Source organism: Microcystis wesenbergii NRERC-220, from assembly GCF_032027425.1.
Lineage (GTDB): Bacteria > Cyanobacteriota > Cyanobacteriia > Cyanobacteriales > Microcystaceae > Microcystis > Microcystis wesenbergii_A.
This window is the reverse complement of sequence record NZ_JAVSJA010000001.1, coordinates 3,021,729-3,034,278: the sequence shown is the minus strand read 5'-3', so window position 1 is coordinate 3,034,278 and position 12,550 is coordinate 3,021,729. Positions and strand designations below refer to the sequence as shown.

Annotated in this window: 12 protein-coding genes and 1 pseudogene; 8 read left to right on the top strand and 5 right to left on the bottom strand. The window is 42.1% G+C overall.

Going from position 1 to position 12,550, the window contains the following annotated elements; translation table 11 throughout:
• Positions 1–14 precede the first annotated feature (14 nt).
• The 3 genes from hisB to RAM70_RS15035 form a co-directional block, all read right to left on the bottom strand.
• A complete protein-coding gene (gene hisB, locus RAM70_RS15045; RefSeq protein WP_002782099.1) occupies positions 15–644 on the bottom strand; it encodes an imidazoleglycerol-phosphate dehydratase HisB in 630 nt (209 codons plus the stop codon).
• A gap of 173 nt (positions 645–817) precedes the next feature.
• Positions 818–2,332, bottom strand: coding sequence for an energy transducer TonB (locus RAM70_RS15040; RefSeq protein WP_045357082.1), 1,515 nt, complete (start codon positions 2,330–2,332; stop codon positions 818–820).
• A gap of 171 nt (positions 2,333–2,503) precedes the next feature.
• A complete protein-coding gene (locus tag RAM70_RS15035) occupies positions 2,504–3,187 on the bottom strand; it encodes a hypothetical protein (RefSeq protein ID WP_312674411.1) in 684 nt (227 codons plus the stop codon).
• A 714-nt stretch (positions 3,188–3,901) separates the two neighbouring features.
• Between RAM70_RS15035 and RAM70_RS15030 the strand changes: the two genes are divergently transcribed.
• Positions 3,902–4,114, top strand: a complete 213-nt coding sequence (locus tag RAM70_RS15030) for a CAB/ELIP/HLIP family chlorophyll-binding protein (protein WP_002756687.1) — start codon at positions 3,902–3,904, stop codon at positions 4,112–4,114.
• A 58-nt stretch (positions 4,115–4,172) separates the two neighbouring features.
• Here the strand turns inward: RAM70_RS15030 and dapF are convergent, their stop codons facing one another.
• On the bottom strand, positions 4,173–5,018 hold the full coding sequence (gene dapF / locus RAM70_RS15025) for a diaminopimelate epimerase (protein WP_312674408.1): 846 nt from the start codon (positions 5,016–5,018) through the stop codon (positions 4,173–4,175).
• A gap of 61 nt (positions 5,019–5,079) precedes the next feature.
• On the opposite strand from dapF, the gene RAM70_RS15020 reads away from it, so the two are divergent.
• From RAM70_RS15020 to RAM70_RS14995, 7 genes and pseudogenes are all read left to right on the top strand, one after another.
• A complete protein-coding gene (locus RAM70_RS15020; RefSeq protein ID WP_045357091.1) occupies positions 5,080–5,292 on the top strand; it encodes an Hfq-related RNA-binding protein in 213 nt (70 codons plus the stop codon).
• Between the two features lie 337 nt (positions 5,293–5,629).
• A pseudogene (locus tag RAM70_RS15015) lies at positions 5,630–5,866 on the top strand (glycosyltransferase); the annotation flags it as partial.
• Between the two features lie 124 nt (positions 5,867–5,990).
• Complete coding sequence (locus tag RAM70_RS15010; protein WP_312674407.1) at positions 5,991–7,631, top strand: hypothetical protein; 1,641 nt, start codon at positions 5,991–5,993, stop codon at positions 7,629–7,631.
• A gap of 733 nt (positions 7,632–8,364) precedes the next feature.
• Positions 8,365–9,537, top strand: coding sequence for a glycosyltransferase family 2 protein (locus tag RAM70_RS15005; RefSeq protein WP_312674405.1), 1,173 nt, complete (start codon positions 8,365–8,367; stop codon positions 9,535–9,537).
• Between the two features lie 131 nt (positions 9,538–9,668).
• Positions 9,669–10,592: a class I SAM-dependent methyltransferase gene (locus RAM70_RS15000; protein ID WP_149976011.1), complete on the top strand. Its 924-nt coding sequence runs from the start codon at positions 9,669–9,671 to the stop codon at positions 10,590–10,592.
• Between the two features lie 22 nt (positions 10,593–10,614).
• Positions 10,615–11,019, top strand: coding sequence for a GtrA family protein (locus RAM70_RS22995; RefSeq protein WP_044034741.1), 405 nt, complete (start codon positions 10,615–10,617; stop codon positions 11,017–11,019).
• 5 nt (positions 11,020–11,024) lie between these two features.
• Positions 11,025–12,197, top strand: a complete 1,173-nt coding sequence (locus RAM70_RS14995; protein WP_312674400.1) for a glycosyltransferase family 4 protein — start codon at positions 11,025–11,027, stop codon at positions 12,195–12,197.
• A gap of 55 nt (positions 12,198–12,252) precedes the next feature.
• Here the strand turns inward: RAM70_RS14995 and RAM70_RS14990 are convergent, their stop codons facing one another.
• A complete protein-coding gene (locus RAM70_RS14990; protein ID WP_312674399.1) occupies positions 12,253–12,534 on the bottom strand; it encodes a hypothetical protein in 282 nt (93 codons plus the stop codon).
• Positions 12,535–12,550: the final 16 nt, after the last annotated feature.

The following is a 12,550-nucleotide window of genomic DNA, read 5'->3' as shown; positions in this document are numbered from 1 at the left end:
GTTAAGCAGTGCTTCTATAAAACTCCCTTAGAACTGGGAATTATACCGGCGCGACGGGGATCGATCGCTATGGCCATACTCATCGCCCGGGCAAAAGCTTTAAAAGTAGCCTCAATAATATGATGGGAATTAATCCCGTCTAATTGACGAATATGTAGGGTCATTTGACTGTGATTGACCAAAGCAACAAAAAATTCCCGCACTAGCTGAGTATCGTAGGTTCCCACTCTTTGGGTGGGAATTTCTAGACCATAACTGAGGTGGGGACGACCGGAAAAATCGAGGGCAACCTGCACTAAAGCTTCATCGAGAGGGGCGACAAAATGCCCGAAACGGACGATCCCTTTTTTGTCTCCCAAAGCTTGCAGTAAAGCTTGTCCGAGGGTGATTCCCACGTCTTCATTGGTGTGATGGTCATCAATTTCTAGATCTCCCGTGGCACGCACATCGAGATCGATCGCAGCGTGGGAGGCGATTTGCTGCAACATATGATCAAGAAAGGGAATTCCTGTCTGGGCGCGACAATTGCCGCTACCATCAAGATCGATCGTCACCTGTACATCGGTTTCTTTGGTAGTACGACTAACGGAGGCGCGACGGCAAGGTGAGACAAAAGAATCGGGTATCTGGGAAGTGGAAATCATTTAAGTAGGGTTTGCGGCAAAAAGTTTGTTGGTGGGGTTAGGAGTCAGGAGTCAGGAGTCAGTAGCCGGGAGTTTTTTTCAGTAATCAGTAAACCTAAAACTCACATCTGATAACTCACATCTGATAACTGATAACTGATAACTGATAACTGATAACTGATAACTGAAAAGGCCTAACTTTCTGGTTCAGTTTTAGCTTCCGCCGGCGGACTGGGGGGCAAGGCTTCCTCGCTCAGGGGTTGAGGATTTTGGCTAGTGGGGGGACTAGCGGGGGAACCCTCCGGCTGATTGAGAGCGGGGGTTTGGGGAGGAGTTTCTGGGGCTTTTTCTTCGATTATCGCTTCTTTGGGCGGTTCTGACTGGGTTGGGGCCGGATTTGGACCTGTGGTTTCGGGCGGCTTGACGTTATCCGGTTGGGGGCTAACGGCCGGTTGCGGCGGTTGATTAGGACGAAGCGGGGTTTCAATTGCCGGCGTTACGGGGGGGGAGTTACGCGTATTGAGGTTACTACCCTCTGGTTTTGGAGGATTAGCGATCGCACCTCGGCACACTTCCGGGTTAGGGGCAAAACTGACTCGCACCTGATAGATTCTCGACTCACCACTGGGATTATTAAAACGAGTTAAGCGCACTTCCCTAGCCCCCTGTTGATTGAAAATCGGGAAGCCAGCACTTTTAATTAACTGGGGTTCACTGCTGAGGCGGCCTTGACCATCCACCGTCACCCCATAAACCGCCGTCCCCGCTAATTGACGGGAACAAGCCGTAGCGGGATAATTACCGGTCAAATTGACGGTAGTTATGCCTCTGCTGCCCTGATTGGGCTGATTTAGTTCATTTAAGGCGTTAGGATTAGTTTTTTGGACTCTGGCCAGCCAATCCACCTGATTTCTCATGGCATCCTCGTTACTGGTATTACTTTTATCCGCCTCCAGGGAGCGCAAACGTTCCTGCATTTCCCACATTAATTGTTGACGACGCTGTTCATCAATGGGCGATTGACCATTCGGCTCCGGCGTGCGGGCCAAGGAATTGTTTAATTGTTCCTGTGCCTGTTGCGATGCACTAAGAGGGGATTTTCGCAATCTATCTAAAGTTAGATTATCTTGGTAGGGATCGAAGTCAGGCGGTATCCGGTTGTTATTAGTCTCCCTAGGCAGATTATTATTGTCCAGCAGCGTGGGAACAGAAGGAGGACTAGGTAAACTGGGGGTAGAAGTGGGAAAATTGCGAGGAATCGGTAATCTACCCAGAGAGGGAATAGATGCCACGGGAGGAGAATAGATATTGACGGAGGGTAAAGAGGAGAGGGGAGGTAAAGCAGGTAAGGAAGGTAAGGGGGGAAGGGAAGAAACCGAGGGTAAAGGAGGTAAGGTGCTGTTATGGATGCCATCCATGGGGGGGAGAGGAGGCAAAGAGGAAGAAGACAAATTGGGGTTAGGCAGTTCCGGTAAGCTGGACAGGGAGGAGTCAAGACTGGGAAGACGTGACTGCTCTAGAGGGTTCAATTCAATCAGATTGACGTTGCGTAAATCCTTTTTTGACTCCTGCACTGGATTATTGAGGAAATTAGGTAAGATAATCGCCAAAAGCAGGCCATGAATACCAAGAGAAGCGGCGAACGAGAGATTATTAGAGTTAATTAGTTTATTTTCTTCGGTTTCTAGACCAAAATAGGAGGATGTCATAATCTAGTTAATTGAGCAGAGCCTGGAGGGGGAAAGTTAACTCTATTCTAATCGTCAGGGCGATTTTTTTTCTTGAGGGCGGGGAATTAATTGGTGTCAGTACCCCACCACCCCACACCCCACACCCCACACCCCACACCCTGCCCCTAGGAAAAACTTTTTCAGCCAACCCTACTTATACTGCGATCGAGCCACAGCTTTTAATTTGGGATATAATTCCGAAGGGTCTAACAAAGGGGTAAACTCATCGATTGCCGGTTTAAAATTAGCTGGAAAATTCTCCCCAGTTCCAGTACCCTTAGGCGATTTAGGCACTGATTCTAATTCAGGGAATTTGGGCGTTTCCGTGGTTAACTGTGACAATAATTGCTCCACATTACTCATCCCTTTACGAGGATCATCAAAAAGAGAAGTTTCTAAGTTTAGTAAAGAGTCTTTACTCGTGGCTACTGTGCCATTACTATCGGTTTTTCCCGCTGCTGGCTCTGGATAAGGCTGCTCAAGGGTGGTAGAAAGTATATTGACCTTTTCCTGTTTAGGGATAACTACCGTTTTTTTGCCATTTAACTGGGAATCTAGCAAGTTTTTACAAACCAAGCGCTCGAATTCCCCCGTAAAATGAAAGGTAGGATGGCCGCGACGGTGCCAAATTTTGAGGATTTCCTCCACCGAAATGACTTTGTAACGTCCCTGATAGAGTGCCTCTAAAATCGCCATGCGAATCCAATTTAGCGAATAGGTGGGCAACCAGCACTCGATTAATTCTTGCGCTTTATATCCTCTCATTTCAAATCGATATTGGTTGAGTATAGTCGCTATCTGCATGAGGTTGATCTCTGGGCTAATCTCTGCCATAGAATTTACAAAAACAGTGAGCGCAATCGTTACGGCTACTAGGCACTCTATATATTAAGATTCTATTCAGGTTTTTCCTAGTGGTTTTTCCCTATTCTCCCCACACTTAACCCATTCGGCACATCTTCGCTCAAGGTCAGTTGACTCCCTAGAGTCGGGTTCGCTTTTGGCGGCAATTTATCCCCCGCTAACTCCTGTACGGTTTAACGGGACTCCTCTGGCGACCTTAAGATAGGGTTTGCGGCAAAAAGTTTTTCGTGGGGGCAGGGTGTGGGGTGTGGGGTGTAGGGTTTTACCGATTTTGAGGTAGTCAGTTACCTAATTTTCAGGGAAAAAGTCCAGGAATTTTACCCCCGATCACTCCAATGGTCAGCACTTTTTGAGGGAAAAAAAGTCTAAAAGCCTTATCTAACAAGGTTTTTAGATTTGTTCAGCAAACCTTAAGATAGTTTTTGTCTTTTCCTTGATCGGGTGATCAAGTTTACACTTCTTTACTACCACAACCCGAGTAATTTGTCAAGAAAAAAGCAAAATTTCCTCAATAAACCCAGAGGAGATAGAACTACAGCACTACCCTGACAGTTTAGAGCCTTGCCGTTGAGTGACCACCCGATCGAGTTTTTCTGAGTCTCCAGAAATTTTTTGTTAAAATTTGCAATATAACTTAACAATGTGTTACACTTCTTAACATAAGCATACAAAAGGAGCCTCCCCATGACTGCCCGCGGCTACACCACCGAAGAACAAGGAAGACTGAATAATTTTGCTGTTGAACCAAAAATGTACGTTGATAGTTCTAGCAGTCTCGGTTTTACCAAAAACGCTGAAAAATTGAATGGCAGACTAGCCATGATTGGCTTTGTCTCTCTTTTAGCCATTGAATTGTTAACCGGTAAAGGAATTATTGCTTGGATTACCAGTCTCTAAGAATCAACAATCCCGTCGCACTGTTCGGGGAGTTCAGTCCCCGTCCTAGCGGGTTGGTTTAGACCAAGTAAATGCCCTCAAAAACAGCTTTAGCAGGACCTGTCATGTAAACCCGGTTATCGGTGTCCGACCAGTGAATCTGAAGACAACCACCGGGGAGTTCCACGGTACAACGGCGATCGCATTTGCCCGTCAACAGGGCCGCCACCACCACAGCACAAGCACCGGTACCGCAAGCGAGAGTAATTCCCGCGCCTCTTTCCCAGACACGCATCTTCATATAATCCGGCGCGACTACTTCCACAAACTCCACATTAGTCCGTTGGGGAAAAACCGGGTGATGCTCAAATTTTGGCCCGATAGTTTCTAGGGGAATAGAGGCCAGATCATCCACAAAAGTGACACAGTGGGGATTACCCATACTAACGCAAGTAACTAACCAATCTTTGCCCTCCACCTCTAGGGGAACCGCGAGGACTTTTTCTGACCCCTTGACTAAAGTGGTGGGGATTTCACTGCCTAAAAGTTGCGGCGGTCCCATATCAACCGTTACCTGTTCATTGGCTTCTAAACGGGGAATGATCGTTCCTGCTAGAGTATGAATGCGATAGGTGCGGCCAATGGTGTTGTTAGCCTCTAAACGGGCGATAAATTGGGCTAGACAGCGAATACCGTTACCACACATTTCCGGTTCCGAACCATCAGAGTTGAAAATTCTCATGGTATAGTCGGTTGCTGCTTGGCCGGGAAGCGCAAAAATCACGCCATCGGCGCCGATGCCAAAATGTCGATCGCACATAGCCACGGCCATTTCCGCTGTGATCAGGGGTTCGGGACTGTGACGGTTATCTATCAAAATAAAATCATTGCCCAGGCCTTGATATTTGGTAAAGGGGATTTTCATGGTCAATAAAAGCTGCTCAACAGGAATAATAGAGGATGAACACCTCATCGATAAACTCATTATGTCTCAATTTGATCCTGGTCTGCCGAGTGTTAAACAAGTACAGAGCTATATTCAAGAGAAACGGGAAGTAGAAATTAAGTTAAGCACCGATGATCTGCTCGTTGGTCGCATCCTTTGGCAAGATGTTAACTGTCTATACCTGGTTGATCACTACGATAAACCCACTTTAATTTGGCAACAGTCTCTAGTTTATTTAAGACCTAAAGCCTAGGGGGAAATCGGCAATATTTGGCCGTGGGATGCGTCCTGGACGCATCAAAAATTCAGTGCCAAGCAGATAGCTTTTGAGTAAATGTAACTTCAGTTCGGGTTAAGGAGATTTGGCCATGACTTCTAGGAAATAATCAGGTGGGATGGCGAGGATAGCATCAGAATTTCAGTTGCTCGAAAATTTGGGTTAAATTGCCCAATCAAGAAAGTCAGAGAGTCCAGCAGAGCGATCGCCATCTAATTTCAGATATGGATTGCCGCTTGTCTGCTAACAATTCAGGCCACTGCTGTACATAACCTGTTATACTCTTGGGCAAAACGAATCCACCGCCATTGTTATGCTGGAAAATCAGGTCGGGGCAGATGCCGTCGCCAATGAGCAGATACCTACTCTAGAATTATCGATCATCATGCCCTGTCTCAACGAGGCGGAAACCCTGGCCACCTGTATCGGCAAAGCACGAGATTATCTGGAAAGACAGCAAATTGCGGGAGAGGTGCTAATCGCCGATAATGGCAGTAGCGATGGTTCCCAAGAAATTGCCACTAATTCAGGGGCGCGGGTGGTTCCTGTCCTATAAAGGGGACTATTATCATGAGGGATTTAAATGTATGAGGACAGTTTATCTCTATTCGATATAGTAGTTACTATCCTGTACCCCCATTTATTGGCAAAGCAATCTAAATTCGGTAAATCTTATGCTAAAAAAACAATTATTAATGAGAATATTTTGCGAAGATATAAACAAATTATTCTTTGCTTGTGGAATTTTATCAATTATCGTTGTCAAGTTTTTTTTAATCAGAAACAGTGAAGTTGTTGGCCATCCAAGAGATTCCTTGCTCTATACGTTAATGGCGGATCAGAATATTTGGTTTCCTACTAATAAAGCTAAGGCAATAATCGATTATATGCCAGGATATCCGATATTTATAATGGTTTCTAATTTTCTGAATTTTTCTCTAAGAATTAGTCATGAGATTTTTTACACTATCTCTAATATTTTATTAGTTTTTAGTTTTAGATTACTAAAAATACCTCGATATATCTGCTTAGTTATTTTTGCAATTTTAACTTTTCATATAACAACTTTTATGTTTTTCAATACCATTTTAACTGAAACAATAGCCATTAGCTTATATCATATTCTTTTGGCTTTAATCATCATAACTGTTATGTCAGAAAATTTAGCGAAGAAACTAATATTTTCTGTCCTTGGTGGATTGTGCTTAGGAATAATATTCATTACCCGTCCAGAGCAGATAGTGTTCTTGCTGAGTTACCTGGTTGTTTTCGTTATTCTTGTATTAAGAAATAGAATGAATATAGCAAGAGCTATTCGAGAAGCTTTACCGATTTGTATTATTCCCATTGCTATAAGTTTATTAGTTACTACAGTTTTTACTTTATTAAATGCTTTTTTTCTAGAATTACCAGCATTATCCATTAGTAACTCATCGGCTTTCAAAGAAACTTTTTCCCAGATTCAGAGTATAGATGATGGTCAAAATATAGATAATTTTGAGTTTGTCAGTATAAATCGCAAACAATTAAAAATGGCTTATCAAGTGAGTCCAACATTGAATCAATTCAACCCTCTAATCGAAGAAGAATTAGCTAGGAGAATTACTAGACTCGGTGGAAAAGATACTAATATAGAAGTAGGAATTGATTGGGTGCACTGGTCAACAATAGAAGCAATTAGAAGAAGCAATTTAACAGAAGACAGGAGTATGTATCAAGTTTTTACTGAAATTAGTTCTGAACTGCAAGAGGCATTCAATGATAAAAGAATTAACCAGAAAAACTTCTCTTTTAATGATATAGATATAAGATTTTGGCTAAACAAATTTCCTCATTCATTAACTAAAATAAGTGGATATTTATTCTTGCCACGAGTCAGTAATAGATTCTTACAAAATACGGATGATCCTCGAGTAAACCCTGAAATGAGATCAACATTTAATCGAGTGGCACATCGTCGAACTTATCTAGTTAATCAACGAGATTTAAATAAAGACCTTATTTTCTATTTAAACCGGATCAGTCCTTTAATTCAGATCATCAATATTATTGGAATTATATCTTTTGTAATATTATTTGTCTATTACTTGGTTAAACCTATTCACTCCCAACTTCTTAATCAATACATATTGATTATTTCTTTTGCATTATCTATAATTTTACTGCGCTTATTTTTGTATGTTGCAGTCGATATGGCATTTTTCCCTGCACCTTCACGTTATTTATTTCCCAGTAATCCATTGCTATCGGCACTGTCAATTCTAAACTTATATGTTACAACTAAACTTTTAAGGTCATTTCGATTTTCAGCTTGATATAGCTAAGGTTTATTGATCTGAAACCAAGATACGGCGGATTTAGGCTCAGTCTGGTAGATATTCTGAGTGGAAGGGCTTATCCAATGAGGATTTGTCTGTGCCAGATGGATAAATGAACGAATCCGCGTCAGTCCCCACCCTCAGCAACGCGGGGTGGGGAAGGAAAGCGCGGCAATTGAGGTGAGGGGTTCGATGCCCCGAAAATTGCCAAACTATCCTATACTAATTAGTGCGAGGCATAACATAAAGTACCCGCTTTGCCGTGGAGACGACTACCCGTAGCATCGAAGCACCTGGGCAACTGGGCGGCAATAGTCCACCCTCGATAGATACAGCTAACGGCAGTATCCTGATACCAGAATCAGCGTCTAACAGTAGGTTTTGTCCCCTTAGATATTTCTGGCTAAAACTAAATATTTAGCCACGGCGTTAGGAACTAGCGTCGTTAGATGCAGATGGTAGAACCGCTACCTAGTAGAGCCGTCAGGACTCGAATGGCAAGTTTACCGCGAGAAGCGTCAGAAGCGCAAAATCTGTGAGATTAGTCTTGGAAACGCTAATCGAGCGCGAAGCGGATTAGCGTAGTTCATCAGCCCAATCATTATAGGTTATTGGGGACAAAGACAAGCCAATCAATTAAGGCAGCACTATTGAGCAATCAAAAATCTGTTGTCACAAATTTCAATAATCCTGTTATACTCTTGAGCAAAACGAATCCACCGCCATTGTTATGCTGGAAAATCAGGTCATGGCAGATGCTGCCTCTAAGGAGCAGATACCTACTCTAGAATTATCGATCATCATGCCCTGTCTCAACGAGGCGGAAACCCTGGCCACCTGTATCGGCAAAGCACGAGATTATCTGGAACGACACAAAATTGCGGGAGAGGTGCTAATCGCCGATAATGGCAGTAGCGATGGTTCCCAAGAAATTGCCACTAATTCAGGGGCGCGGGTGGTTCCTATCCCGGAAAGGGGTTATGGTAGCGCCCTGCGGGGAGGTATCGCCGCCGCCAAAGGTCAATACATTATCATGGGGGATGCCGATGATAGCTATGACTTTACCAATCTCTCCCCTTTCCTAGAAAAATTGCGACAGGGTTACGATTTGGTGATGGGCAATCGTTTTCAGGGGGGAATTAAACCAGGGGCGATGCCGGTATTGCATAAGTATCTGGGCAATCCTGTCTTGACTTGGTTAGGACGGTTATTTTTTGGCAGCCCCTGTGGTGATTTTCACTGTGGATTGCGCGGGTTTAGTAAACAGGCGATCGAACAATTGAACCTACGCACCACTGGCATGGAATTCGCCAGCGAGATGGTGGTGAAAGCATCCCTCTACGGTCTGAAAATTACCGAAGTACCAACCACTTTATCCCCTGACGGTCGTAGTCGTCCCCCCCACCTAAAAACTTGGCGCGATGGCTGGCGACATCTCCGATTTCTCTTAATGTATAGTCCTCGCTGGTTGTTTCTCTACCCCGGACTGGCTTTAATGTTTCTGGGATTTGTGGCGACCATTTGGTTTATGACCCAACCCAGAGTTCATACCCTTCTCTATTCAGCCACAGCTTTGATTATTGGCTTTCAAATCGTCAGTTTTGCCATCTTTACAAAAGCTTTTGCTATCAGCGAAGGTTTATTACCAGAAGACCGAAAATTAAGACGATTTTTACGTTATATTAATCTGGAGGTGGGATTGATCATTGGCGTAATTTTATTTTTAGTAGGTATAGGCGGTTCGGTGTATGCTTTATATACTTGGAATGCACAACTTTATGGGGCTTTAGATCCAGCCGTGACCATGCGGATTGTCATTCCTTCCGTAACCGCTCTAGGGTTGGGAGTACAGGTGGTTTTTTCCAGTTTCTTTTTAAGTGTTTTGGGACTGAAACGAAGATGAAACAACCCATTAATAATATTGAGTTTGTAATCGACAATATTTTTCCCATTGATTAATTGCTAATTTGTATCGCCCAAACCTTTTAGTTCTCAAGAATTTGACTCCCTATATGAGCTTTTAAAATATCTAAGATGAACAATAAACTCAACGAATCTATTCATTGTCCCCTTTGTCGTAACTCAAGCATCAAGCCAGCTTTTGGTAAATTTAATTACTCTTTTTTAGAATGTCAATCCTGCAGCTCCTTATTTGTTTATCCAATTCCCTCTTCATCGGAACTGGAAGCATTTTACACATCGCCCGATGTGCAGAAACTTTCTCAAGTCTGTTGGAATGAGACAGCAGAATCTCATCGCCATGTCTGGGGAGTTTGGCAAGAAGCCCTCAATTTAATTGAGAAACTAGCTGGAAAAGGAGTTCTTTTAGATGTGGGCTGTGGAACGGGTCAATTTCTGCAATTTGCTCGTAGAAAAGGTTGGCAGAGATTAGAAGGCATTGAGTTAGTTCCAGAAATAGCTGAACGAGCGAGAAGTTTGTCTGATGCCAAGATTTATACCTCCACACTACTGAAAGCCGATTTACCAAGTCATTATTATTCTGGAATTGTGCTTTGGGATATAGTAGAACACCTCAATGATGTAGAATCAATTCTCCAAGAAGTTTATAGACTGCTTAAACCGGGTGGTATTTTGTTAATTGGAACTGTTAATCGACATGGATTATCTTTGCGTTATCTGGGAGTTAATGCCCTAACAGTCAACCCACCTGAACATATTTTGTTTTTTTCGGCAAGAGGGATGAAATCTATTCTAGAATTGACAGGATTTAGAGTTTATAAACTCTCGTCTTTTTCTATTTACCTACTGGAATGGATAACTATTTTGTCGGAAATTTTACCCAAACAGAAAAAAGAAAAATCTCCAGCTAAAGTAAATAAAGCCAGTTTGACTGATTCTTCAGTTTTTTTGATAATCATGAAAATTGCTAACGCAATATTAAGTCTGACAAATTTGGGAGATGAATTAGTCGCTATTGCCCAAAAGCCTGAGAATTAAAATAGTTTAGTTAATCTGAGTTATGAGAAAGTTGAAGTCAATAATGGTTATTGTTTATGAAAAACAGTTTTCCAAGTTTTTTAGTGTGGGTTTAGTATGTACTGTTTTCAACTATGTTGGACTATATCTTCTCACCAGCATCTTAGGTATTTATTATTTAGTATCCTTTTGTATAGTTTGGTTATTGGGCAATTTGTTAGGTTATTGGCTCAACAAGAAATACACCTTTAAAAGTCCTAAGAGTATAGTTGGTGAAATACATAAGTATTATCTAGTGATGTTAAGCAGTCTATTGATCAATTTGATGATTATCTATATTTTAGTCAAGTATTTTCAGGTTTGGTATCTAATTGCTAGTGTTTTAACGACAATACTAGGGATTTTCTATAATTTCATCTTACATAAGAAATGGAGTTTTAAAGGTTAAAGCCTATGAAAAATAAGCAATTGAAAATTTTAATTTTGTATGATTGTATCTATCCAAAATCTTTAGGTGGTGTAGAACATCGCAATTACTGTGTTGCTAAAGCTCTAGCAGAAAAAGGTCACAAAATTACCTTGGCGGGTTGGTGTGAGAAAACCAATTTTCCCTTTCCCAATGTCCGAGTTATTCCTCTCCCTTTCCAAACATCCCTTTATAACCAGTCGGGCAAAAGAAACGTCCTGACATCAATTAAATTTGCCCTTGCTACCCTAAGCTTAAGGCTGAAAGACTACGACATCATAGAAACAGCAAGTATTCCTTATATTCATTTATTTCCTTTAGCTATTCGCTGTCTTTTAGCCAGAAAACCTTTAGTAATTACTTGGATCGAATACTGGGGAGATTACTGGCGAGATTATGTAGGTAAATGGCAAGCCCCTTTATTCAAAACTATTGAGTGGATTAGCGCCCAATTAGGAGATAAAGCCCATGCAATCAGTCAGTTAACAGCCGAGCGGGTGCAAGAAAACCAATTGCAAAAACGCAAAATACCAGTAATTCCCTGCGGTGTTTACTTAGAACAAATTGAATTGGCTAGTCGAGGAACTCAGCCTGATGCCCCCCCTCTTGTCTATGCGGGGAGATTGATGAAAGAAAAGCAAGTTGATTTGTTATTAGAGGCTATCTCTTTTCTTGATTTATCGCCTGAACAGGTTATTTTAACTATTATTGGTGACGGTCCAGATCGTTCTCGTTTGGAAAGTTTAGCCCTAGAGTTAGGAATCCAGAATCAAGTTAAATTTTTGGGTCGTTTGCCAACAATTGAAGATGTATGGAGAGAGGTGTCCAAAGCTAAAATTGCTGTGCAACCTTCCTCAAGGGAAGGATTCGGTTTATTTCCTTTAGAATCTATGGCCTTAGGATTACCAGTTGTTTACTGTCAATCCTCGGAAAGTGCCGTGTCTTTTCTAGTTCGTGATCAAATAGAAGGGTTATCTGCAAAAGCAGAATCTGTGTCTTTAGCTAATGCTATTGAAAATTTATTAACTGATAATGAACTAACCAAAAAAATGAGTGAGAATGCTCTTGCTAGAGCCAGGTTATACGATTGGTCGAATATAGCTGAACAATTAGAAAACCTATTTTATTTAACGATTAATAAACAATCAAACCAACAATAATTAATAACTATAGCGATCCCACTTAGGTTGTCAACTTACCGGTGGGGATAGGCGCTCATGCAAAAGGCTTTTTACTATCCTCCGATGCTGCCGCTTCTAGGCTGGTAATTGCGGTTTCTGCCGTCAAAATAGGAGGAACATCACTTAAACTAGCAGTTTGATAAACCTGTTCATTTCTAGCAAATAAATTGCTCATATCTTGAGAATAATTAGAAGCGATCGATAGCAAAGCTCCGGCAAAAATATAGAGAGGTAACGGTAAAATAAACCCCTTCGCCCACTGATAAAATTCCACCAACAAAAATAACAAAACACAACCCACAATCCAGACTTTCATCGCACTTTTTCCCCCT

Coding starts and splice junctions, on each gene's coding strand:
- RAM70_RS15030 (WP_002756687.1), top strand. CDS start 3,902: ATGACTGCCCGCGGCTACACCACCGAAGAACAAGGAAGACTGAATAAT.
- RAM70_RS15000 (WP_149976011.1), top strand. CDS start 9,669: ATGAACAATAAACTCAACGAATCTATTCATTGTCCCCTTTGTCGTAAC.
- RAM70_RS15005 (WP_312674405.1), top strand. CDS start 8,365: ATGCTGGAAAATCAGGTCATGGCAGATGCTGCCTCTAAGGAGCAGATA.
- RAM70_RS15035 (WP_312674411.1), bottom strand. CDS start 3,187: ATGGCAGAGATTAGCCCAGAGATCAACCTCATGCAGATAGCGACTATA.
- dapF (WP_312674408.1), bottom strand. CDS start 5,018: ATGAAAATCCCCTTTACCAAATATCAAGGCCTGGGCAATGATTTTATT.
- RAM70_RS14990 (WP_312674399.1), bottom strand. CDS start 12,534: ATGAAAGTCTGGATTGTGGGTTGTGTTTTGTTATTTTTGTTGGTGGAA.
- RAM70_RS14995 (WP_312674400.1), top strand. CDS start 11,025: ATGAAAAATAAGCAATTGAAAATTTTAATTTTGTATGATTGTATCTAT.
- RAM70_RS15040 (WP_045357082.1), bottom strand. CDS start 2,332: ATGACATCCTCCTATTTTGGTCTAGAAACCGAAGAAAATAAACTAATT.
- hisB (WP_002782099.1), bottom strand. CDS start 644: ATGATTTCCACTTCCCAGATACCCGATTCTTTTGTCTCACCTTGCCGT.
- RAM70_RS15010 (WP_312674407.1), top strand. CDS start 5,991: ATGCTAAAAAAACAATTATTAATGAGAATATTTTGCGAAGATATAAAC.
- RAM70_RS15020 (WP_045357091.1), top strand. CDS start 5,080: ATGTCTCAATTTGATCCTGGTCTGCCGAGTGTTAAACAAGTACAGAGC.
- RAM70_RS22995 (WP_044034741.1), top strand. CDS start 10,615: ATGAGAAAGTTGAAGTCAATAATGGTTATTGTTTATGAAAAACAGTTT.